Genomic DNA, 21241 nt, shown 5'->3' on the forward strand with positions numbered 1-21241 from the left:
CATGCATTTTTCCCTTTTCTGCGCCGACCGTTGCCAAAAGCCCGGCGGCTCTCCATTGTCTGGAGAGACTTCGTCGAGCACGCAACTGTGGCGAATCTGCGTACCGTTCGTGGCTAGACATGACGCCTTCCCCACCTCACCTTCTGAAAAGATGAGTTGCATGTCATGCGCACTCGTACGCGCGATTCGCTAACAGAGAACTTCAGTGAGAGTATTCAGGAATTGACTTCGATCGCCTTTCCGTTGATGTTGCGTTGAAGCATAGACGCGAGCATTTCGAATTAGAACAACTTAGGCTTAAATTCGGGTACTAATGGCCGATAGTGTGGAACCCGTTACACCGAAATTGGGCTGTAGAAATAGTTGTTGCTATCTGAAATTCGTGTAACAGATTGATACTCGACGGAAGAAATCACGTAACGAAATCGTAGTGCCAGTTCACTCAAGGCCCGTCCCGCACATACAATTCCCAATCGTCTCTTGATGCTTATAGCGCAAGGCTCTCCGAGGATAAAACCCCTATTTCCTCTGCAAACGATAGTCAATTTCCGCAAGAAAAACTTGCCGCAGTCAGCCAAACGGTCTGGAACATTAAAACCCGCGCCGGTAACAATTTCCCTTATCCGAACGATTACGCCATCTCGATCGCTAGAATCGGACAGGTATCGCATGGCCCTTTTTCGTACGGTATTCTGACTCTCATTGAAATATCGCATATTGATTTGGAGAGCTAATAGTGAATGGAATTGCTCAGCCACATCTATCGCGCGATGGAGGTCGGCCTGCGAATCGGGAATCCCGGAAACACATTGGCCTGCTCATCTCACAGCATTGCTCAATGGCAGCAGCGGGAGCCATAGGCGACGCGTTTTGCCTCGCCAATCGGCTCGAGCAGGAACTGGGCGTAGAGCCTCCTTACCGCTTTTCGGTGCTGTCGGAGTCGGGTGGCTTTGTTAACGGTGGCTCTTGTTTTTCGATCTGGACACAAAAGCTCGACCGTTATCAGCTCACGGACTTTCACGCGTTCTTCGTGGCCTGCAGCGGGAGTGCCGCGACGGAATCGAGTGAAGAACTCGTTTCGTGGCTTTCGCGCCAAAACTCAACGGCCTCGTCGTGCATACGGCAAAAGACGGACATGTCCAGCGCTCCGGGTCAATCAGGCGTGCCTGTATTTGTTCTCGACGACGGCCTGTCGGAAACACGCGCCGCCGGTGCAACGGCGACCGATATGGCGCTCGCCCAGATCGAGCGCGACCTGAGTGCGGAAACAGCGCACCGGATTGCGCATGCCTTGCAGCCAGACGTCCGCGAGCGCATACGCCCTGATATGGACGATCTCAGCATGGCGACCACGACGGAGAAGATCCGCGAATCGGCGCGCTGGATCAGGGAGAACTACAGCAAGGCGATTTCCGTGAGCCAGGCGGCCGAGTGCGCGACGATGAGCAAACGCAATTATCAGCGCCGGTTCAAGGTCGAATTTGGCATGACCCCGCTTGAGTACCTGCTTCGCACACGCTTCGAGGTGGTCTGTTCAATGCTTATGGATACGGATCTTCCGATCGACAAGATCGCAAGACGCTGCGGCATGGGCGATGGCAACCGGCTCGGGCGAATTTTCAAAGTCCGCTATGGGATGTCTCCGACGAGCTTCCGGGCGCTGCGTCATCTCGGCAACGGAAGTCATGGGCTGACGCCGGTGTCGAGAAGCGGCGGCGCGCGTGAATATGACGTGGCAATCGCTTCTTCGATGAGGCCTACATTCTGAAGGGATACGCGCGAAATATGCCAGCACCCGGATACGCGCGCCCCGGTGACGACGCAAGTCGATCGGGCGCGCAGCACGAAACCGCACGACCGTCGAATAAAAGGGAGGCAAACAGATTTCCGCCAGATCAAGATCCCGGAGACCAGGGCCGGCCCCCATCGACGGTCAGAAGAATGAAAGAAGCCGCCAAGTCGATCTTGCCCGATACGCTCTTTCTCACCCTGCTACATCGGAAATGTATCGGCCGCTATCCGCGGCTGATTCACCCCACCACATTCAATGAAAAGATCCTGCAGCGAAATCTTCGACCGGACCCGCGCTTCGTTCGGCTAACGGACAAACTCGCCGTTCGGGAATATGTCGCCGACAAGTTGGGTGAAGAGTATCTGATCCCGCTCATCGCCGCCCCCGACGTTTTCACACGCGAAGTTTTCGACGGCCTGCCCGAGTCGTTCGTGATGAAGGCGAACCATGGCAGTAGCTTTGTCGAAATCGTCAGGGACAAATCGCAGACCACGTTCGAACAGTTGCGCAAGCTTGCCGACCAATGGCTGTCGACGTCGTTCTATCATGTCTCGCGGGAGCGGCACTATCGTCAGATCAAGCCGCGCATCTTCTTCGAGAAACTGCTTGTCGACCAGCAAGGGCGGGTTCCCGCCGATATGAAGATTCACTGCCTAGGTGCACGCACCGGCAAACCGATCAATTTCATCCTGATGATCTCGGACCGATTTGGCAGCAACACGCATGGAGATGTGTTCGACGGGCAGTGGAAGAACCTGGACATGTGCATTGGGCCTTACACGCGCAGTGCAAAGCCGCCGCCCAAGCCGGAGAATCTCGACGTCCTGCTGCAAACAGCAAACAGACTGGCCAGAGACTTCGACTACGTGCGCGTCGACCTTTATACGCTCGATAAGCGGATCTATTTCGGCGAATTGACTTTTACGCCCGGGGCCGGCGTATTGCCCTTCACGCCCGATCACATCGACTATGAGTGGGGAAAGCTGCTGACCGCGTGGGACAATATGTAGCGCGTCGGTTCCGGTTCAAGTCTGCTCAGGAACCGCCGTGCTGATATGGATCGGGTTTGCCATAGCGTGGCATCGATCCGTGCGTGCGGGCGCTTTTGAGTTCGTCGACGACTTCGGTGCGTGTCTTCGGTCGCGCATTCGCGACATGCACTGGTCCGTGATAGTGCGGTACTTGTATGGCATGGCGCGTTTTGTCGTGCGGCTTGCCAGTCGAGGCGGGGTGCGCACGCGCGGAACTTCTGTCCGATGCCCGGCGCGAGCCATTTGCTGATTGCGTGCGAACCACGGGAGCCGGTTGCTCCTGCACGCGATCGGGTATTTCTGCTGCTGCCGGGGTAGGCAGACTCACAGGCACTTCGCTTGTTGGTGCAGCCGCCACAGCGGCCTCACGCGCATTCAGATCTTTTTGCAAAGCCACTGCTTGGGGAAGATCGCTGCGGATTGCAAGCACTGCATCGAGCAGGACTCTTGCAACCGTCAAGTCATTGCGCTGCAAGCTGTCCTTGATCGCCTGAAGAATGAAGGCGATATCGGCATCGGAAATCCCGTCCGTGTTCCGATGCAGACTTGCGGGTGCATCCTGCACGCGCCACGAGCGATCGATGTCCGGGGCATCCTCGCGACTCCACGACCGGTTGGCGGACATGTCATCGCTGTCGATGTGCAGACCCATGGCGACAGCGACCAGCAAGCACATCACAGCGCAGCCTGCAACAGTCATTCCGTCGGATCGACTGATCATCGTGCCCCTCTTCTCGGCGAAGGCGCAGAGAGTCTAACGGCAACGGGCAATTCCACAGCCGCAGGCTTATTACTCTATACGACTGCAACCATCGTCAGCAATCGATACACCAATTGTGGGCGGAGATCGGACCAAAGACAAACCGCGACGACGCCGTCGCGTCAAGATAACTCGTTGCAGACTTCGATACCGATCTGCGAGTGGCTCGTGAACCCCGGGCGGCCACTCGCCTCCCCGCCAGCCAATTTCGCGCGTCGCCATGCACGGTACCCCATCGGCGATTTGCCTATACAACGGCGGAACAGCTTGCCCAGTCGATCGCCGTTGGTCAGGCCGACGCGCCGGGCAATCTTGTCCGCGGGCAATGACGTTTCCGCCAGCAGTTCGCAGGCACGTTCGAGTCTCACGCGTTGCAGGTACTCTGAAGGCGAAGTCCCCACGTAGGTATGGAAGTAGCGCAACAGCGTCCGCTGACTCATCGCGCACGCGTCTGCCGCGTCGGCTACGCTGACGGCACGATGACAATTGTCCTGAAGCCATTGGGCGACGGCGCGGATTCTGTCGACGGCGGTCACGGCCACGTCGGCGGCGTGCACGCTCGCCAGTTCGTTCGAATCGACGAAGGCCGTACGGCGCAGAGCCTCGCGAGCAATGGACTCTCCGAAGTCTCCACAAATGACGTCGAAGGCTATTTTGATCGCATTTCCCAATCGTGCCTTCTGGTCGCGCCCGTGCAAGGGCGTATTGAAAGTGTCGATTCCAGCTGGCGTACGCGCCGCTGCGTCACCACCCGGCCTCACGGCGCTTGCCGTCAGAAATCTAACGGGCGTGCCGTTCGCTTTCATCCGGTTCAACCACGAAACCTGTGATAGCGCGTTGCCCACCGCTCGCGAATCAGGCGCACCTGCAACGAAGATGGCGGCGAACCGCATTTCGCAAGCCTTGGCCAGTTTGTCGGTCGAGACGATCAGCGAGCGATCGCACTTGACGAATCCGCCATCCGCGGACAGAAACCGCAATTCGTATCCTTGAGAACCTTCGGCCGTTGCCAGTGCACCCGCGCATTCGAGCGCTTCAGCGATGACGCCCACGCCAAGCAGGTCGCACGCATCGGTAAGCACAAATGCGATTCGCCGAAGGGTTGGGTGTTTAATTGATCTCCATTGCCGGTCGTCTGCGAAGAACATGACTTCTCCTTGCCTCTTTTGACGGCATGCTTGTGCATTTATTCATGTCTAAAACGAACTCGTAATGACCCGGCTAAAACAGCGAGCGAGATGCGCCACCGTCAATCGGACGCATGTGTTACCGCGCGCACATTCCGGCGCGCCGAACATTCATGGCACCGGGCTTGCAGGGTCGGAAAGAAGCAGCATTTGTGCCATTTGCATAACAGCAAGGCACTCGGGAGAGCAGATGGTTAGCTGGCAGCGCGTTGAAAATTCGTCTGGTAGCGCGTGCAATTCGCGCTCGTCAGCCTGCGCCACGCCGTCGCATTGAGGAGAAGTTGCGAATAAGTTGCAGTCTCGGCGGTTTGGCCCGCCGCGATTGAAGTCGCGGTGAATACCGGCTCGCAAGCAGCATGGCCTGCCAGGTTGTGTCCGTATTGACATGCATGCAGTTCATCGTGCATGCATGTCCGAACATGCCGCAAGCCTGTCGACGCGCCGGTAATGCTGGCCCAGATCACTGGGCGGCGGTGAGCTTCAGGCTTGGCCGCGAGCTGTCGATCACTGTTTCGTGCGGGCTCTTCCGATGGTCGGAAACCTGCTCGATGCCTGTTTTGACGACCTGCTCGCAGAAAGCAATGCGGCTGCGATAATAGTCGGCTTGCAACTGGGCATCCAACACCCGCTGCTCCGCCTGGAACAGACCCATACGAAGCTCGCTCAAGGCCCGCTCAGCCTGCTTTTCGGGCGTCGGAGCATGTTGAGAAATCAACTTTGCAATCCAGCCAAGCATAAGCGTTACCTCCCGTCCAAGGACGCTTGATCGCACTTGTCGCAAGCGTCTGTTAGGTCCTGGCATGCTGACGGATTAAGACTATCAAAATCTCGGCGCCGGCTGTGTGACCTTCCGCACCTGTTGCGAAAATGACTCGCCCTCCATCCGGCGCTGGACGAAAGCGGCCAAACCGCGCCTACCACACGATTCGAGTCTTCGGCAGGGCCGCCTTGATGTCATCGACGTTGCTCGCCCGGGTACCGTAGAGCACCAGCTCCCGCAAACCCGTCAGGCGCTTTAGCGGCGCGACATCCTCGACGGGCGTGTTCGCAAGATAGAGTTCCTGCAGACCCGTCAAGCCCTTCAGCGCATCGACGCTCCGAACACGGGTGCGAAAGAGATTGAGCATCTGAAGGTTTGTCAAAGCGCTCAGCGCGTCGATGTTCTCGACGTCGGTATCGGCCAGATTGAGCCTGCGCAGATTTTTCAGGCCCTTCAACGCGTCGATGCTCTCGACTTGCGTGCGCGCGAGAACGAGCGTTTCCATCTGGAGCGAGCTTTGAATAGCGTCGATATTCGCGACTTTCGACCCGTCGAGCACGAGCGTTTTCAGCGCGTGCATGTCCGCGAGCGGACCGATGTTGCGAACCGCCGTGTTCGCCAGATAGAGTGCCTGGAGATCGTGCAGCTTCTTCAATGCGTCGATGTTTTCGATCTGGGTTTCGTTGAGATCGAGCGTTCTCAACGAGCCCAACTGACTGAGCGGCGCAATGTTGCGGACATTTCGCGCGCCGCCCAATTTGAGTGTTTCAAGGTGCGGCAAATCTACCAGTGCATCCAGATCGCGAACCTGCGTGTCGCGAAGATCGAGTTGACGCAAGTCGGACAGGTCCTTTAACGCATCGAGATTCGAAACCCGCGTGTCCCACAGGTTCAACGATTGTAGACCGGTCAGTCCTTTTAGCGCACTGATGCTCTGGACATCCGTGCGATGAAGCACGAGCCTATTCAGCGACGAAAGTTTCTTGAGCGCGTCGAGGTTCCAAACGCGGGTGCTGGTGAGGTCGAGCGACTCCAGGCCATCCAGTCCGTTCAGCGACTCGATACTGTCGACCTCGGTGCCCGCCAGATTCAGTTCTAGCCTGCCGTCGAGCTTTTCCAGGTAGGGCGCCGCGGCAGCAAGCCCGGCACTCGTGAGCGCCGGGTTCGCGCGCAACGCGAGGCATTCGGACCGGGGCGCCGCAGTGGGGCCGTCGTCGCTACAGGCCCCTTGTGAAAATCCAAGCTCGGTTAGCGCCCGCATCGCGCGGCTTGCCCCAAAGGGCTTTATCGCCACCAGCAAGATCACGAGCAACAGCAGGATCCCGGCACCAATCGCCCAAGGCTTCGGGCGGCGCCACATGGAGGCGCGCGCATGTTCGGCTGTTGGCTGTGTGCTCGAGGGTGGAATTTCTGCCACGGCGGACTCCGCAAGTCGAGAATTGTGTTCTTTATACACGAGAGATCAGCGGACTGACGAAACGACCAAGCGGGCCGCGAGCCGCTTGCCTAGAACCTTGTCTGCAAGCCGATTCTCGCCAGCGTCTGGGAGCGATTGCTCGCGGCTCCATCCGGTTGCAGCAGGCCGTTGATCCATGCACGCGTCGTCTCGCCATCGCCGCTTGCGCGTTGGTAAATCGCTTCCACGTACGCCGTCGTCCGTTTCGAGAAGTGATATTGAATCGCCGATGCGACCTGGTGCGCCTTGTTGTTGAGGAGCGTCTCGTTGCCCTTCATGAACTGATAGTCGAGGCCAGCCGACCAGGCGCTCGAGATCGTCCATAGCTTTCCTCCAAATGCCCGCGGACCGTTCGCGCCGTTCAACGCGGCTTCAGCTCGACGGGCGGATCGGCGCGATAGCCGCCGCCCAGTGCCTTCGTCAATGCAATTTCCTGACTCAGCATCTGACTTCTGAGCGTAAGCAGCGCGGCCTGCTCCGCGATCACAGGCTGGCGCGCCTCGAGCGCCGCGAGGCGGCTGGTCAGTCCGCGCTGATAATGCGCTTCGACGCTGTCCCGGGTGAAGGCAACCGATTCGATCCGCTGGCTCTGCAAGCCGGTTTCCTCGTCGAGCGCCTGCAGTCGGCTGCCCGTCTGCGCAACGTCGCGCACTGCATTGAGCACGGCCTGGTTGTATTGCTCGATCAGCAGGTTGCTGCCCTCGCGCGCGCCGCTCAGGTTCGCGTTGAGCCGGCCGCCATCGAAGATCGGTAGATACAGGCCCGGAATCAGGTTGAGCTGCTGGCTGGTGTGCGTGAAAAGGTCCCCGAGGCGCAGGGCGTTGTAGCCAAAGAATGCCTTGATGTCGAAGCTCGGATAGAACGCCGCCTTCGCCGCGTCGATCCGGTCGAACGATGACTCCACATACCAGCGCATCGCCTGAAGATCGGGGCGACGGGCCAGTAGCTCGTACGAGAGCGTCGGCGGCAAGGCCGCGTGCGAGCGCGGCAGCGCGACGGGTTCGATGACAGGCAACTCATCCGGACCCGCGCCGACGAGCGCCCGCAGCGATTCGCGAAACTGCCTGATCTGCGCTTGCGCCGACGCGATCTGCCGCTCGATGCCCAGTTGCTGCGCGCGGGCCTCTTCGAGCTGCGTCCGTGCTTCGAGCCCGCGTGCCGCGCGCGCCTCGTGAGCCTGCACCGCGAAGGCCGCGACCTCATGCGACTCGTTGAGCAGGTCGATAAGCTGCCAGGTCGTCTGAATGCCGTAGTAAAGCTGCGCGACGTCGGTCGAGATTTCGAGCTCGACGGCGGACGTCTCGGCAAGGCGCGCGTTGCTCACGCCAATCGACGCGGCGATCTGCGCACGCTGCTTGCCCCATATGTCGACGTTCAGGCTTGCGCCGAACCCGACGAGGCCTTCCGTATACCACGGCCCCGTCAGCCCCAGCGCCGGCTCGTTCCGCGCGAACGGGCCGAGAAAGCCGTGTGCGGAAACATGCTCGCGATCCAGCAGCGCCAGCGCGACCACCTGCAGGCTCGATCCCGTTCTGACCAGCTCGACATCCGACCTGGCCTGAGCGACGCGCGTGCGCGCAATCACCATCGTCGGCGCATTGCGCAAAGCCTGATCGATCAGCGCATCGAGTTGATCGTCGTGATAGCGCGTCCACCAGCGGGCAGCCGGCCAGCCATCGCGGGCGAGATGGATGTCGTTCGCAAGATTGATCTGCTCGGGCGCGATCTCGCGATAGGGCGCGCTGTCGTGATGGATCAGCGCGCAGCCCTGCAGCACGCATGACACCCATGCGACGTTTATCGCGCATCGGCGCCATGCCGTGCTTCGACCCGCTCGCGCGTTCATGTATTGACCGCCTGTGAAGAAGGCGCCGTGACGGCCGCGTCGACATGCCAGTCGGGCAGTCCCGCCACCTCGCGCGAGAGATTCCCGGCCGCCGCGACGAGCCTCGATTCCGCCATGGACACCGCAAGCGCGGCGATCTCGACGCGTCGCGGCGCATGCGCAGCGGGCGGATTGGCGGCAAGCTCAGTCGCGTAGCGATCGAGTTCTTCGCGTGCCTGGTCCTGAACCGCGTGCACTGCACGGGCCACCGCCGGGCTCGACGTTGCGTCCTGTGCGGCGAGCGCGTTGCGCAGCACATCGCCCGCCAGCATGATTTCGCGCCCTTGCGCCAGCACCGTTTGCGCGCGCAGCGTCAACCAGGCCTGCTCTCCTTCGTGCCAGTTGGGCTCGAGCACGACACGCGCCAGCGTCGCTTCGCAATCGGCAAGCGCCGCCCATGCTTTGAGCTGACGTTGCGCATAAGGCATCTCGTCCGTTCGATCGGCGCCCGCGAGCGGCGCGCGCAGTTGCGCGGCAATGGCACGCAGCATCGTCGCGAGCTTCTGCCGCAGCACGTCGCCCTCGCCTTCGCGCCAGAACGACATTTGCACGAAGGTCGCGACGCCCACGCCAAGCATGATGCCGACCATGCGATCGCGGATCTCAGTGAGATTCGTGGTCGGACCGAACTGGTCGAGCAACGCCAGCGAGAAGGTGAACACCAGTTGCACGCCCGCGTAGCCGATCCGTTCCGATCCGGCTGCAATCCACGCTCCGAACGCGACGACGGGCAGCGTCACCAGCAGCAGCTCGACGATGTCGTCCAGATGCGGGAAGACGAACACGACCATGAACAACGCGAGCGCGCTGCCGGTCACGGCCCCGGCAACCCGCAGCAACGCGCGCTGCGTCGATGCGCCGAGGCTCGGCAGCGCGACGATCACGCAGGTCAGCATGATGGTGTGAATGCCCTGCCAGTCGGCGGCGTTATAGAACACATAGCAGCCGAGCACGGCGAGCAGCGTCTTCAGCGAAAAGCGCATGTACGCGGGATTGGTCCACGCGTCCGGCGCGATCATCGGTTCGCTCGCGGGCGGCTTGCCGGGTTGCGCGCCGCTTACGGCCAGATCGGCGTATGCGTTCAGCGCGCGCTGCAATTCGCTCGCGCCGGGAATCGCATCGGCGGCAGCGCGTTCTTCAGGGGTCGCCGTGCTCACGTAGCGATAAGGGGCGCCTGTCATTACCGCTTCGTCGAGCGCGCGGACGTTTGCGCGCAACTCGTGCAGCATCTTCAGTTGCGCTGCCGAAGCACGCGGCCCGTCGTGCGGCAGTTCACTCGCGCCGCGATACAGGCGCGATACCGTCGCAACGCACGCGAGCTGCGCCGCCTGATGCTCGCGATAGCGGGCGTCGCGCATCATCGTGAACCGCAGCAGCTTCTGCAATGTCATCGCGCCTTGCTGGACAGCCGTGAGCGCAATCGGCGCGGCCGTCGCAACGCCGTCGATCAGTTGCGTCAGGCGCGCTTCGAGCGCCGTCAGCTGACGATGGATCTCCGCCTTCAGTTGCAGTTGCGGCTCGGCTGGCAACAGCAACGTGTTGATCACGAGCGTCAGCGCAATCGGATAGTTGACGGCGACCCAGACCCACAACACCGCGCGTATCAGCAGATCCGCCTGGCCGGTCCGATCGACGAAGCTCTGCACATAGATGATGACGATTGCGACGACGAAGAATACGACGCCGATCCTGAGCACGCGGATCAGGTAGACGCTGCCGAAAAACAGCAGACTGGCGACGACGATGCGCACCAGCGGGTAATCGAACGTGAACTTCAGCAGCAGGATCGACAGGCCGATGGCGAGCGTCGAACCGATGATGAACATCACGCCGACGAGGCGCGTCAGCACTACGTTCGCTTGCGTGACGTAGAACACCACCAGCAGCGACAGCGGCAGTTCCGGCACCTGCAGCGCCATCGACGCGACGATCGCGATTGCGCTCGTCAGCATGCAACGCAACATCACGTTGGTCCGCCCCGGAAACGGCGCAAGCTCACGTTCGAGGAACGCGCCCATCTGACGCAGCGTAACGGGCAGGTAGTCGGCCACGGACATGCGCGCTCCTCAACGACGCCCGACGTCGTTGCCGCTGCCGGCGTGCAGCACGGCGACCGCCGATGTGCCGACACGGAACAGCTCCGGATTGGGATGCTCGACGAGGATCTTCACGGGGAAACGCTGCGATACATGAACCCAGTTGAGCGTTCGCTGGATGCGCGGCAATCCGCCTGGCAGCGCAATGCCGCCTTCGTCGGGCGACACGCCGTAGCTGATCGAATCGACGGTGCCCTTGAAGCGCTGCCCCGTATCGCTCATCAGATAGACGGTGGCCGGCGTGCCGGAGCGAACACCCTGCAGTTCCGTCTCGCGGAAGTTTGCGACCACATACCAGCGTCGTGTGTCGATCAGCGTGAAGACGGGCTTGAGCGCCGATGCGAACTGCCCCGTCGTTGTCTTTAGCGACACGACGCGTCCATCGAACGGCGCACGCACGCTTGCATACTCGAGGTTCAGTTCGGCGATGGCAATCTCGGCCATGATCACGGCACGCTGCGCGACGAGTGCGTCGACGCCGCTCACCGCCGCTGCCGCCTGCTGCGCCTGCAGTTGCGCGGCGCTCAGTTCGGCCTGCGTGGCGCGCTGCGCGGTGCGCGCGCGATCGACGTCCTCTGCCGACACATAACCGTGCGACAGCAACGGCTCCATCCGATGCAGCGTGTCGGACGCCTGGCCGGCCGCGGCGCGCGCCCGCTCGACGGCGGCGCGCACCGACTCCGCGTTGTACTGCTGCGCATTGACCGTACGCTGGGTCAACTCGATCTGATGGTCGAGCGCGACGAGCGATGCCTTGCCGCGCGTCAGCGCGTCCTGATACGGACGCGGATCGATGCGAAACAGCAGATCGCCCTGCTTCACCGCCTGGTTGTCGTGCACCGCCATTTCGACGATACGGCCGTTGACTTCGGGCACGACGTCGATGGTATCGGCGTACACGTAGGCGTCGTCGGTGCGCGGCGCGCGATCGAGCTCGCGGATGACGAAAAGCAGCAGCAACAGCGTCACCACAACCAGAACGATGGCCGGCCAGGTTCTCTTCGATGTTCTACTGGCTGTCGTCGCCATTTACCCACCTGAAAGAGATTAGTTATCTGAACAACATCAACCAGACAGCGAACGAAAAGAAAGCGACGAGCGTCGGGTACACGACGGCTGAAGGCCCCAGCAGATGGCCGGCCTGGAAACGTTTCAAAAGCAGATAAATGACGATCGCGAACACAACGCCCGCGATGATGCAGAACAGCCAGTCCGGAAAGTAGGCGCCAAGCACGCTGATCGACGGCGAGTTGACACAGCCGGCCAGCGGAACCGCGGCAATGGCTGCAAGACCGAGTGAATGCCCTGGGTATCGGCCCAGAGGGCTGGCGCCCATCGTTCTATGGTCGTTCTCGTTGTTCGAATCGATTTCACGGACGGCGGTGCGGTCCACGTTCTTCAGTAAGGTATGCATAGATCACAGATCAGCAATCCGGGAAGACAAATGCGCGGCCAAGCCCCCCGCAAGCATACCAAGAACGAAGAAAAAGCAGAAATCGCGCAATAAAAGCATGCGCCCGACGAGCGCGGCATTCTGTTGCGTCACCGAGTCCATTTGCCCGACTGCCTCTGACCCTGGCCGATGCCTTTGCTTTGCTCGATCGATGCCGACGCGATCTCGCTCATGATATCGGTCACGCGTTGCACGGATTGCACGATCCCGGTCATGGTCGAACCGGCGACGCTGACGAACTCCGTGCCCGCCTTCACACGTTGCACCGAGTCCTCGATCAGTTCCTTGACTTCCTTGGAAGCCGATGACGACCATTGTGCAAGCGAGCGCACCTCGGCCGCGACGACGGCAAAGCCGCGCCCCTGTTCACCCGCGCGCGCAGCTTCGACGGCGGCATTGAGCGCAAGAATGTTTGTCTGGAATGCAATGCTTTCGATGATGCCGATAATATTGGCAATCTTCTGAGAACTGGTGTTGATGCCGTCCATCGCCTCCGGTGCTGGTCAACGACGGCTTTCGCAGCGCACGTATGCATCGATGTGCCACCGTATCAAGACATGCCCTTTATAAACGGCTTCCGCATGCACGACAGCACACGGGTCCGGCCACCGCCCCCCTTCGATGACACGTTTTGGCACCGCTCATATAATCGGCCGGGTTTGACAAATTCGCCCCATTCGCTACTTTGAAAATGTCCAATAGTCGGTTCCTTTGTGGCTAACGACGATCGTGCATACCATCCAGATCCTGCTTCAAACGACCATCCCGGCCGCGCCGGACGACTGGTCGATCGCGCGGTTCGACCGCCTCGCGCAATTGCTGCGTGCCCATCGCGATTGTGACGGGCGCGTGACGTTCAACGTCACTGCCCGGGACCGCGATCCCCTCGGGCAGCCCGATTCTGTTCTCTCACGTCTCGATGAAAGCGGCTTCGACGAGTTGTGGTTGTTCGCCGTTGATAATGGTGACGGACTGACGCCCGAAGACTGTGCGGGAATCACGCGATTCCGGCAGGCGGGCAAAGGCCTCTTCGCCACGCGGGATCACATGGATGTGGGCAGTTCGCTGTGCAGTCTGGGCGGCGTGGGCAAGGCGCATCACTTTCACACGCGCAATCTGGACCCCGACGAATCCATGCGCACAACCGACGACCCGTTTTCGACCCACATCTCGTGGCCTAATTTTCATTCGGGTGCGAATGGAGATTTTCAGGAAGTGGCGATCGTCGCACCCGTTCATCCCGTGTTGGCGAACCCTGACTCTCCGACGGGTGCAATCCGGTTCCTGCCGGCGCACCCGCATGAGGGCGCCGTCGACGCTCCCGATGGCCAACCCGCCCGCGTGATCGCACGAGGCAAAAGCAAAGTCACAGGAAAGGGCTTCAATCTGGCTGTCGCTTTCGAGTCGTCGGCAGATGGCGGACGCGCCGTCGCCGGCAGTACTTTTCACCATTTCGCCGACTACAACTGGGACGCACGACTCGGCTGTCCGAGCTTTGTGGATGAGCCTCCTGGCAACACCATGCAGACTGAGCCGCAAGCCTTGCGCGACACGCATCGCTATTGCGTCAATCTCGCGCTGTGGCTGGCGGGAGCCGTCTGAAATGCGGCGACGACAAGGCTACAAAAGCAATACGCGCGCCTTTCAGATCCATATACCATTTTGCGTCAGAAGGTATATCGTTAAGCGTGCGTCTTCCTTTGCACGCACCGGGCTCACCGGCCCATGACAGTTCTTCAGGTGCCCCTGTCACCTCGAACGTCACGCGCGGCATCGCCGCGTTCCTTTACCTCAGAAATCCGGCAGAGGGCCACGATCAAGGCCTTGGCAACCGGGTCATTCCAGCATCAGGCGCAGTCGCCGGCAGTGCCTGGCAGACACGCGTGCAAACCGTTTCGCCTGGTGTCTAAACCAAAGCGGCAGCAAGTTCTGAAATCTGATTTCGTGTTGAAGGAGAGCAAGTCATGAAGACAACATTCCTCCTGTCTGCGGCATTCCTCGGTGCGATTTCGTTCGCGGGTGGAGTGAACGCCCAAAGCACATCGGGCCAGCAAAACGCGCAGCCGGCGACCACCTCGACCAGCAACACCGAGTATGGCGGTGTGTCCGGCACGAGTAGTGCAATGGGCAGTTCGGCACGCGCTGAATGGTCCCAGTACGTGACCTCCTGCGGGCACCTGCCTCGATGCAGCCCGAATGCGGGCCACTAGAGCGCAACACGCAACACTCGCGGAAGTCGTCAGCGGCATTTTCGCGGATGGGGCCGACTCGTCCGCGAAGAGCGCCGCGATGTTTCCCTCGACTGCATTCAGACCCAGTCAGGGTTCCAAAGTGCTCGACAACAAAGGGTGAATCATGAAGATCGTCGTCGTCGGCGGCACGGGCCTGATCGGCTCGAAGACCGTCCCCATTTTGCGCCAGGGCGGCCATGAGGTCGTCGTCGCCTCACCGAAGAGCGGTGTGAACACCATTACGGGCGAAGGGCTCAAAGAATGCCTGGCGGGCGCACAGGTGGTGATCGACCTCGCCAATTCGCCCTCGTTCGAAGACAAGGCCGTGCTCGAATTCTTCGAGACCTCCGGCCGCAATCTGCACGCAGCGGAAAAGGCAGCCGGCGTCGGGCATCATGTCGCGCTATCCATCGTCGGCATCGACCGCTCGCCCGACAATGGCTATTTCCGCGCCAAGGTGGCCCAGGAGAAATTGATCGCGGCTTCCGGCATTCCCTACACCATCATCCGCTCGACCCAGTTCCTCGAATTCCTCGGCGGCATCGCCGATTCATGCGCGAGCGGCAACGTCGTCAGGATTTCACCGGGCTTGTTCCAGCCCATCGCGGCCGACGACGTATCCGCCTTCGTCGCCGATGTGGCGCTTGCGGCGCCGCGCAATGGCATCGTCGAAATAGCGGGCCCCGAACGCGCGCCGTTCGACGAAATCATCGCCCGCTATCTGAAGGCAGTCGGCGACCCGCGTGAAGTCGTGCGCGATCCCGAGGCCCGATACTTCGGCAGCCTGGTCGACGAACAGTCACTCGTGCCGTTGGGTGACGCGCGCCTCGGCGCCGTTGGTCTGGATGAATGGCTTCGCCGCTCGAAGGCGGCAGGCTGATTCCAATTGCGATGCAGCCCGTATGGAAGGCCGTATTGCGTCGCGAGAAATGCGCACGACGGTCGCGCGCCGGTGAACCGCTATCAGACTTCAAATGCTGCCGCTGAACGAGACTGCGAGCGCAAGCCCGACGTTGACGGCAGCCAGCATGATCCAGCACGTCAGCACCAGCACAGGTCCAAAACGAAACATGATGCTCTCCACGAACGGCCTCGGTGATGCGTCGACTCAGTCGAGTCACGCGCGCTGCCGTGTCGGAATGAAACGTGCCGGATTCCCGCCGCCGTAGGCACGCATCGGGACATTCGCTGTTTCCGCGCAATACCGTAGCGGCCGGCACTCCTCACTCCATACAATCGGCCCGGGATTCGAGGGGATCACGGGCCGCTTGCCCTGCAACCGGCCTCGATATCCGGGCTTCACCTGCGCACCGTCAGTCGATGGGATTCGTATCGACGGGTTGGTGCATGCTGATCGCCATGCGATTCCAGGCATTGATCACGGCAACGGACCACGTCAGCTCAACGATTTCTTCGTCGCTGAAATGTTCGCGCAGCGCCTGATACTCGATCTCGCGCTCCGAATAGCCGTCGGGCAGACGGGTCAGCGTCTCGGCCCATGCCAATGCGGCCTTTTCTTTTGCAGTGAAAAGGTTGGTCTCCTGCCATGCCGACAGCACATTCAGTCGGTGCCACGTTTCGCCGCCCTTGCGCAGTTCGCGTGCGTGCATGTCGAGACAGAACGCACAGCCGTTGATTTGCGACACGCGCGTCTGCACCAGTTCGATCAGGTTGCTGCCGAGAGACGATTTGGCGAGCGCCTGGTTGACGCCGTACATCGACTTGTATTGAGCGGGCGCGAGTGTGGTCCACGGAAGACGAGGTGCATTCATGATGATGAATTCCTTGAATTGAAGTATGAAATAGCAGTGTTCAGACGCCGCTCACTGCCTGGTCTTCGCGCAGCCATTGCGCCGCCTTCGTCTGCACGACGGAAAGCGGCTCGTCTGCGAAAGCGAGACCCGTGGCAGGGACGTAGGTGATGTCCTCGATTCCGATGACACCCAGCACGGCAGTCAGATAAGGGCGGAAGAAGTCAGGCTGGAGTGCGGGCTCGCGGAACATCGCGCCGCCGGACGTGACCGCGACGAATGTCGGGCGGTCACGCAACAAGCCGACCTTGCCCGTCTCCGTCGTGGTGAACGTCACGTCGCGACGAACCACCAGGTCGATCCAGTTCTTCAGCACGCCCGGCACCGTAAAGTTGTACACGGGCGTCGAGATCCACAGAATGTCCGCCTGATCGAGTTCCTCGATCAGTTCGTCCGAAAGCGCAAGCGCGTCGCCGAAACGCTCCTTTGCCGCAGCCGCCGGCATCACCAGCGAGTCCGCATACTCTGCCGAGATGGCCTCGAGCGGCTCGACGCCGAGATTGCGCCGGGTGATCTGAATGTCGCGCCCGAGACGCGCGGACAGCGCGGGCAACAGGTGTTGAGTGAAGTGCCGGCTCGTCGAGTTCTCACGCCGGGGGCTGCAGTCGAGCAGAAGCAATTTGAGGCTGTTCATTGCAGATCCATGCTGAAGTGAAGGCCACGGGCAAGCAAGCCGAAGCGAAAATAGAAGCGTTGCGCGAGCGCGTTGGCGAGCGCCGTGTCGAGCACGAGCTTTTCGCAGTTCTGTGCGCGGCCGAGCGTGCTCAGTTCGGACAACAGGCGCTCTCCGTAGCCGTGGCCGCGTCCGCTCTCGTCCGTGATCAGATCGTCGACGTAGACGAAACGGCCATGAATCAGGTTGTCCAGATGCCGATAGCCGGCGAGCGCCACGGGCCTGCCGTCACTCCAGACGGCAAGCAGGCGATATCCTTGCGGGCGCTGCACCGCGACTCTCGCGAGAAGATCGTCTGATGATTTCAAATGTGGCCGCAATTGCCGCATGACATCGAAACAGGCCATCAATTCGGCGTCCGTTTCCGCGTGTCTGAGAATGAGGGTGTCAGTCATGATGCCGATGAATCCGGGTTGGTGTAGGCTCCAGTGTCGTCGATCGATGACACAGCGGACAGGGACATTTTTTTCACTTTGGACCAGGCCATGAACCAGTCACCGGCTCCGGACGCATCCGGCAGCGCGCCGATCCATGAGCAGATCTACGCCCGGTACCGCGCGATGATCGAGCAGGGGCAACTCAAGCCGGGCCAGCGGGTGTCCTCGTTGCGGGCGCTGGCGATCGAGCTGGGCGTCGCGCGGGGGACGGTACAGGTGGCGTACGACCGGCTCCTCGGAGAGGGTTATCTGATATCGAGGGGGCCCGCCGGGACCTTCGTCTCGGAGCACACCACACCCGCGAAACCTGAGCGCGCGAAGAGCCCGCGTGCCGCGGTTCATCACCTGCCACTGCAGGACACGTCCGGCGCCATGTTCGAAATGGAAGGAGGCGATCCGGCGGCGTTGCAACTGGGCCTGCCCGCACTCGACGAATTCCCGCGGAAACTGTGGGCCCGCCTGATGGCGCGCGAAGTCCGAAAGGCGGGATCACTGAACAAGCCCGCGCCTGCCGGCTATGCGCCGTTGCGCGAAGCGCTGGCGGCCTATCTGCATCGCTCGCGCGGCATCGACGCACAGCCGACGCAGGTGTTCGTCGTCCCCGCCTATACCGCAGGCGTTGCGCTCGCCGTGGACGCGCTCAAACTGACGGGCGCCAGCGCCTGGGTCGAGTCTCCCGGTTATCCACCGACGTCGCACACGCTGGGGCGCATCGGTCTGCAGATTTGCGACGTGCCTGTAGACGACCAGGGCGTCGATGTCGGTTACGGGCGACAGCATTTCCCGAATGCACGCCTTGCCGTGGTGACGCCGTCGCATCAGAGCCCGACTGGCGTGGCGCTGTCCCTGCAGCGTCGCGTCGAGCTGCTCGACTGGGCAGGCAAGCGCGGCGCGTGGATCATCGAAGATGACTACGACGGCGAATACCGATATCGCGGCCACCCTTTGCCCGCATTGAAAAGCCTCGACGCGTGCGACCGGGTGGTCTATTGCGGGACACTGAGCAAGGTGCTTTTTCCGGGGCTGCGACTCTCCTATGTGGTCGTTTCGCCGAGCCTCGTGCCGTCGTTCGAGCTGGCATGCAGGCGCACAGTGCACGGCGGATGTCCGGAGCTCATGCAGGCGGCCGCGGCCGGGTTCATCGCGGAAGGACATTTCGCCCGCCATATTAAACGGATGCGGACCCTCTACGCGCGCAGGCGCGCGATGCTGGCCGAGGCGCTCGCGCCCTATGCAGCCGATGGCTTCACCGTCCATCTTCAGGACGGCGGCATGCATCTTCTCGTCGATGTGCGTGACGATCTCGACGACATCGTTCTCGCCACGCGCGCACGCGAAGCAGGCTTCGCGGTGCATGCGCTGACGGCATGGCGCAACGGCTCGCCCGGGCGACGCGGCCTGCTGATGGGGTTCACGAACATTCGCAATCAGGCCGAGGCGAAGCGCCTCGTAGCGGAACTGATGCGGGCCTTCGATCTCGCTGCGTAGCAGCGCTTTGCAACGGTAAGCGTTGCGTTGCCTGCTTCTCAATGGCCCATCCTTCGGCCGACACGCGTCGATCGATGTTCCTGACGCAACACCGTGCTCCGGCAGCGAGTCTTCTGCATATCGGTGGTTAAGCCTACGATGCACTGCCGACAGACCGAGTGCGAAATGGGCCAGTTTCGTGGTTCGCGCGCTCACAGTGCCACGAAGCGAACCTCGATCATCCGTAATGAGACAACCGACGACGTTGTGCCCGCCTCCGCTGACGCTACTCGACAAGTATCGCGGACAAGAATCTCAAACGCTGTATTCGACCACCGTCACCGTGACGGGTGGCGAAGCGCGTCACGGGCGCGCGTCGGGCGTCGCGACTTCCGACGATGGTCAACTCGCAGTCGAGTTGCGTCTGCCCGTGGCACTCGGCGGGCCGGGTGGCAGCACGAACCCGGAGCAACTCTTTGCCGCGGGATATGCAGCCTGCTTTCACGGTGCGCTCAATCTGCTGGCGGCACGAGCCTCCATTCCCATTCCCGGCGCTTCAGTCGATGTCACCGTTGACTTCGGACGCGATCCCGTCGATGGGCTGTTCGTGCTCAGCGCACATACGCGCGTGCGTCTGCCGGGTGTCATCCGCGCCGTCGCTGAAGAACTGGTCCGTAGCACGGAACGGTTTTGCCCGTACACGAAGATGGCAAGGCAAGGCATCGCGAACGTCGTCTCGCTCGTTGTGGCCGGAGACGCAAGCGAATCATGACGCAGCTCACCGTATCGTAGAGAGATTGGAAATGAACAGAACCGATCCATGGCTCCAGATTGTCAGCGGCTTGAATGGTCGCACTCTTTTGATTGCCCAGCCGGGTCGAACGTCCGCAATCGGCTCCGCGGTTGCTTCCTCAGTCGGGTCTGCAGTTGGGTCCTCAGTCGGGTCCTCAGTTGGATCACGCAAACACCGCTACTCGACGATGTCCGCGATGGCCAACGCTTCGTCGATTCGCCGCATCGAGTGGCGCACGAGTTGCACGATCCTGGTCTCGTGGAGCGATTCGACGCGAGGAAGATACGAGGATCAGACATGGCGCGCGGGCTTTGCACGTACTTCCGGAATCTGCGGCCTGTCGGGCGTGCCGGTGCGTCGCGGCGACCCCGTATTCCGCCCGCTCCACCGCGATGGCGTGATGCCGCCAAACGCGCTCGACATGATTCGCGCCGACACGTTGCCGCACGTGAAAGAGGCTGACGACTTCTAGAAACGACGACGCCGCACGAAGTCCCATATGGCAGGCTTTGCGTGCCTGCCTGGATTTTTCCTCGCAGGCAGGCTCAACTCTCCAATCGGCCGGTTCGCTCGATCTGCGACGCGAATGCTACCGCGCCCTGTTTTTTCGCCAGCACCAGAGCCTCGCGTAAGCTCGACATACTGGCCTCATGTTCTTCGATCGCACTGAGCGCATCGGCTTTCGTCATTCGAAGCATCGGAAGATAGAGCTCGTCTCCGTTGATTTCTATTGCCTGAATGGCCTCTTCGCAGACAACGAGCGCCCGTCGCGCATCGCCGTTCGCGCACAATGCCTTTGCCAGCGCATTCCTGAACACGGAGGCGGACATCGTATAGCGGCACTTCTTCATGCCGTCGAGGCACGCTTCCAGCATGGCGATACTCTCGTTGTATCTGCCATCCACATATGAAATTTGCCCGCGCAGCCCAACCGATACATAGCGATAGGGGCAAAGCCATTCGCACCGACGATTGCATCGAGTTCGTCCGCTATTTTGCGAAGCTTCGACCAGTTCTCCATCCACGCAAACACCTCGCCCGCCCATATGAGCGTCATAGCCTGGATAGCCGGATGCCGAAGGGAACGCGCGCGTTCAAATGCTTCAAGGGCTGCAAACTCCGCTTCCGGGAAGCGTCCCATCGGTGACCATGAGTGCCTGCCCGTATGCCGTGATCAGATCGAGTTCAATCGAGCTTCCCCGTTCACGATCGCTGAGCTTCGATAATGCAAATTGCGCCCATTTTTTGGCCTCGCCAAGCAGCGACCTCCTCAACAATAGCTTGGTGACAACGCGACCAGCTTGCAGCCTTGCGCGATGTCCTGATCGCGAACGAGGGCCCGTCTCGCTGAAAATCTTCGCCTCTCTGGATTCTATATTAGCGATGCATAGACTCGGACCCATCGAGCC

21 protein-coding genes and 1 pseudogene are annotated in these 21241 nt (G+C 61.0%); 8 read left to right on the forward strand and 14 right to left on the reverse strand.

The genetic code is table 11. From position 1 onward, the window contains the following. Positions 1-838 precede the first annotated feature (838 nt). Together J8I87_RS08145 and J8I87_RS08150 are read left to right on the forward strand one after the other, a co-directional pair. A complete protein-coding gene (locus J8I87_RS08145) occupies positions 839-1768 on the forward strand; it encodes a helix-turn-helix domain-containing protein (RefSeq protein WP_209930933.1) in 930 nt (309 codons plus the stop codon). Between the two features lie 17 nt (positions 1769-1785). Further along, positions 1786-2802: an ATP-grasp fold amidoligase family protein gene (locus tag J8I87_RS08150; RefSeq protein WP_209930934.1), complete on the forward strand. Its 1017-nt coding sequence runs from the start codon at positions 1786-1788 to the stop codon at positions 2800-2802. Positions 2803-2827: 25 nt separating this feature from the next. On the opposite strand, the gene J8I87_RS08155 is transcribed toward J8I87_RS08150, so the two are convergent. The 10 genes and pseudogenes from J8I87_RS08155 to J8I87_RS08200 all read right to left on the reverse strand — a co-directional run. Next, complete coding sequence (locus J8I87_RS08155) at positions 2828-3544, reverse strand: DUF4148 domain-containing protein (RefSeq protein WP_209930935.1); 717 nt, start codon at positions 3542-3544, stop codon at positions 2828-2830. A 161-nt stretch (positions 3545-3705) separates the two neighbouring features. Beyond that, on the reverse strand, positions 3706-4389 hold the full coding sequence (locus J8I87_RS08160) for a helix-turn-helix domain-containing protein (protein ID WP_245253782.1): 684 nt from the start codon (positions 4387-4389) through the stop codon (positions 3706-3708). An 841-nt stretch (positions 4390-5230) separates the two neighbouring features. Beyond that, positions 5231-5506 (reverse strand): hypothetical protein, encoded by a 276-nt coding sequence (locus J8I87_RS08165; RefSeq protein ID WP_209930937.1) that lies wholly within the window; start codon positions 5504-5506, stop codon positions 5231-5233. Positions 5507-5684: 178 nt separating this feature from the next. Continuing rightward, positions 5685-6890, reverse strand: coding sequence for a leucine-rich repeat domain-containing protein (locus J8I87_RS08170; RefSeq protein ID WP_245253783.1), 1206 nt, complete (start codon positions 6888-6890; stop codon positions 5685-5687). Positions 6891-7036: 146 nt separating this feature from the next. Then, positions 7037-7351: a hypothetical protein gene (locus tag J8I87_RS08175; RefSeq protein ID WP_209930939.1), complete on the reverse strand. Its 315-nt coding sequence runs from the start codon at positions 7349-7351 to the stop codon at positions 7037-7039. After that, positions 7348-8832, reverse strand: a complete 1485-nt coding sequence (locus J8I87_RS08180; protein ID WP_209930940.1) for an MdtP family multidrug efflux transporter outer membrane subunit — start codon at positions 8830-8832, stop codon at positions 7348-7350. Before J8I87_RS08180 ends, J8I87_RS08175 begins: the two co-directional genes overlap by 4 nt. Next, positions 8829-10928, reverse strand: a complete 2100-nt coding sequence (locus tag J8I87_RS08185) for an FUSC family protein (protein WP_209930941.1) — start codon at positions 10926-10928, stop codon at positions 8829-8831. The genes J8I87_RS08180 and J8I87_RS08185 overlap by 4 nt, the downstream gene beginning before the upstream one ends. Before the next feature lie 9 nt (positions 10929-10937). Further along, positions 10938-11996, reverse strand: coding sequence for a multidrug transporter subunit MdtN (mdtN, locus tag J8I87_RS08190; protein ID WP_209930942.1), 1059 nt, complete (start codon positions 11994-11996; stop codon positions 10938-10940). Positions 11997-12018: 22 nt separating this feature from the next. Beyond that, positions 12019-12360 carry a YtcA family lipoprotein gene (locus J8I87_RS08195; RefSeq protein WP_313064253.1) on the reverse strand — a complete coding sequence of 114 codons (342 nt, stop codon included), beginning with the start codon at positions 12358-12360 and terminating at the stop codon, positions 12019-12021. 126 nt (positions 12361-12486) lie between these two features. Then, positions 12487-12914: pseudogene (locus tag J8I87_RS08200) on the reverse strand (methyl-accepting chemotaxis protein); the annotation flags it as partial. A gap of 235 nt (positions 12915-13149) precedes the next feature. Between J8I87_RS08200 and J8I87_RS08205 the strand changes: the two are divergent. From J8I87_RS08205 to J8I87_RS08215, 3 genes are all read left to right on the forward strand, one after another. Continuing rightward, on the forward strand, positions 13150-14022 hold the full coding sequence (locus J8I87_RS08205) for a hypothetical protein (RefSeq protein ID WP_209930943.1): 873 nt from the start codon (positions 13150-13152) through the stop codon (positions 14020-14022). Positions 14023-14384: 362 nt separating this feature from the next. Beyond that, positions 14385-14630 (forward strand): hypothetical protein, encoded by a 246-nt coding sequence (locus J8I87_RS08210; RefSeq protein ID WP_209930944.1) that lies wholly within the window; start codon positions 14385-14387, stop codon positions 14628-14630. Between the two features lie 145 nt (positions 14631-14775). After that, positions 14776-15531 (forward strand): SDR family oxidoreductase, encoded by a 756-nt coding sequence (locus J8I87_RS08215; protein ID WP_209930945.1) that lies wholly within the window; start codon positions 14776-14778, stop codon positions 15529-15531. A gap of 433 nt (positions 15532-15964) precedes the next feature. Here the strand turns inward: J8I87_RS08215 and J8I87_RS08220 are convergent, their stop codons facing one another. Genes J8I87_RS08220 through J8I87_RS08230 form a run of 3 tightly spaced genes read right to left on the reverse strand, consistent with a single transcriptional unit; the run spans position 15965 to position 17530 of the window. Further along, on the reverse strand, positions 15965-16423 hold the full coding sequence (locus tag J8I87_RS08220; protein WP_209930946.1) for a carboxymuconolactone decarboxylase family protein: 459 nt from the start codon (positions 16421-16423) through the stop codon (positions 15965-15967). 40 nt (positions 16424-16463) lie between these two features. Beyond that, positions 16464-17096 (reverse strand): FMN-dependent NADH-azoreductase, encoded by a 633-nt coding sequence (locus J8I87_RS08225; RefSeq protein ID WP_209930947.1) that lies wholly within the window; start codon positions 17094-17096, stop codon positions 16464-16466. Continuing rightward, complete coding sequence (locus tag J8I87_RS08230) at positions 17093-17530, reverse strand: GNAT family N-acetyltransferase (RefSeq protein ID WP_209930948.1); 438 nt, start codon at positions 17528-17530, stop codon at positions 17093-17095. The genes J8I87_RS08225 and J8I87_RS08230 overlap by 4 nt, the downstream gene beginning before the upstream one ends. A gap of 90 nt (positions 17531-17620) precedes the next feature. Between J8I87_RS08230 and J8I87_RS08235 the strand changes: the two genes are divergently transcribed. The 3 genes from J8I87_RS08235 to J8I87_RS44550 all read left to right on the forward strand — a co-directional run bounded on the left by J8I87_RS08235 (position 17621) and on the right by J8I87_RS44550 (position 20304). Continuing rightward, positions 17621-19060 (forward strand): PLP-dependent aminotransferase family protein, encoded by a 1440-nt coding sequence (locus tag J8I87_RS08235; protein ID WP_209930949.1) that lies wholly within the window; start codon positions 17621-17623, stop codon positions 19058-19060. Between the two features lie 226 nt (positions 19061-19286). After that, positions 19287-19811 carry an Ohr family peroxiredoxin gene (locus tag J8I87_RS08240; RefSeq protein ID WP_209930950.1) on the forward strand — a complete coding sequence of 175 codons (525 nt, stop codon included), beginning with the start codon at positions 19287-19289 and terminating at the stop codon, positions 19809-19811. A gap of 217 nt (positions 19812-20028) precedes the next feature. Continuing rightward, complete coding sequence (locus J8I87_RS44550; RefSeq protein ID WP_245253785.1) at positions 20029-20304, forward strand: DUF3331 domain-containing protein; 276 nt, start codon at positions 20029-20031, stop codon at positions 20302-20304. Positions 20305-20377: 73 nt separating this feature from the next. On the opposite strand, the gene J8I87_RS08250 is transcribed toward J8I87_RS44550, so the two are convergent. Continuing rightward, complete coding sequence (locus tag J8I87_RS08250; protein ID WP_209930952.1) at positions 20378-20857, reverse strand: hypothetical protein; 480 nt, start codon at positions 20855-20857, stop codon at positions 20378-20380. Positions 20858-21241 lie beyond the last annotated feature (384 nt).

The sequence above is a fragment of the Paraburkholderia sp. LEh10 genome, assembly GCF_017814945.1.
Lineage (GTDB): Bacteria > Pseudomonadota > Gammaproteobacteria > Burkholderiales > Burkholderiaceae > Paraburkholderia.

Excerpts from the sequence above, each read along its gene's own strand:
- J8I87_RS08215 (WP_209930945.1), top strand. The coding sequence starts at position 14,776 with ATGAAGATCGTCGTCGTCGGCGGCACGGGCCTGATCGGCTCGAAGACC.
- J8I87_RS08230 (WP_209930948.1), bottom strand. The coding sequence starts at position 17,530 with ATGACTGACACCCTCATTCTCAGACACGCGGAAACGGACGCCGAATTG.
- J8I87_RS08235 (WP_209930949.1), top strand. The coding sequence starts at position 17,621 with ATGAACCAGTCACCGGCTCCGGACGCATCCGGCAGCGCGCCGATCCAT.
- J8I87_RS08150 (WP_209930934.1), top strand. The coding sequence starts at position 1,786 with ATGCCAGCACCCGGATACGCGCGCCCCGGTGACGACGCAAGTCGATCG.
- J8I87_RS08160 (WP_245253782.1), bottom strand. The coding sequence starts at position 4,389 with ATGAAAGCGAACGGCACGCCCGTTAGATTTCTGACGGCAAGCGCCGTG.
- J8I87_RS08165 (WP_209930937.1), bottom strand. The coding sequence starts at position 5,506 with ATGCTTGGCTGGATTGCAAAGTTGATTTCTCAACATGCTCCGACGCCC.
- J8I87_RS08210 (WP_209930944.1), top strand. The coding sequence starts at position 14,385 with ATGAAGACAACATTCCTCCTGTCTGCGGCATTCCTCGGTGCGATTTCG.
- J8I87_RS08145 (WP_209930933.1), top strand. The coding sequence starts at position 839 with ATGGCAGCAGCGGGAGCCATAGGCGACGCGTTTTGCCTCGCCAATCGG.
- J8I87_RS08170 (WP_245253783.1), bottom strand. The coding sequence starts at position 6,890 with ATGTGGCGCCGCCCGAAGCCTTGGGCGATTGGTGCCGGGATCCTGCTG.
- J8I87_RS08240 (WP_209930950.1), top strand. The coding sequence starts at position 19,287 with ATGAGACAACCGACGACGTTGTGCCCGCCTCCGCTGACGCTACTCGAC.
- J8I87_RS08180 (WP_209930940.1), bottom strand. The coding sequence starts at position 8,832 with ATGAACGCGCGAGCGGGTCGAAGCACGGCATGGCGCCGATGCGCGATA.
- J8I87_RS08155 (WP_209930935.1), bottom strand. The coding sequence starts at position 3,544 with ATGATCAGTCGATCCGACGGAATGACTGTTGCAGGCTGCGCTGTGATG.
- J8I87_RS44550 (WP_245253785.1), top strand. The coding sequence starts at position 20,029 with ATGGCCAACGCTTCGTCGATTCGCCGCATCGAGTGGCGCACGAGTTGC.
- mdtN (WP_209930942.1), bottom strand. The coding sequence starts at position 11,996 with ATGGCGACGACAGCCAGTAGAACATCGAAGAGAACCTGGCCGGCCATC.
- J8I87_RS08185 (WP_209930941.1), bottom strand. The coding sequence starts at position 10,928 with ATGTCCGTGGCCGACTACCTGCCCGTTACGCTGCGTCAGATGGGCGCG.
- J8I87_RS08220 (WP_209930946.1), bottom strand. The coding sequence starts at position 16,423 with ATGAATGCACCTCGTCTTCCGTGGACCACACTCGCGCCCGCTCAATAC.
- J8I87_RS08225 (WP_209930947.1), bottom strand. The coding sequence starts at position 17,096 with ATGAACAGCCTCAAATTGCTTCTGCTCGACTGCAGCCCCCGGCGTGAG.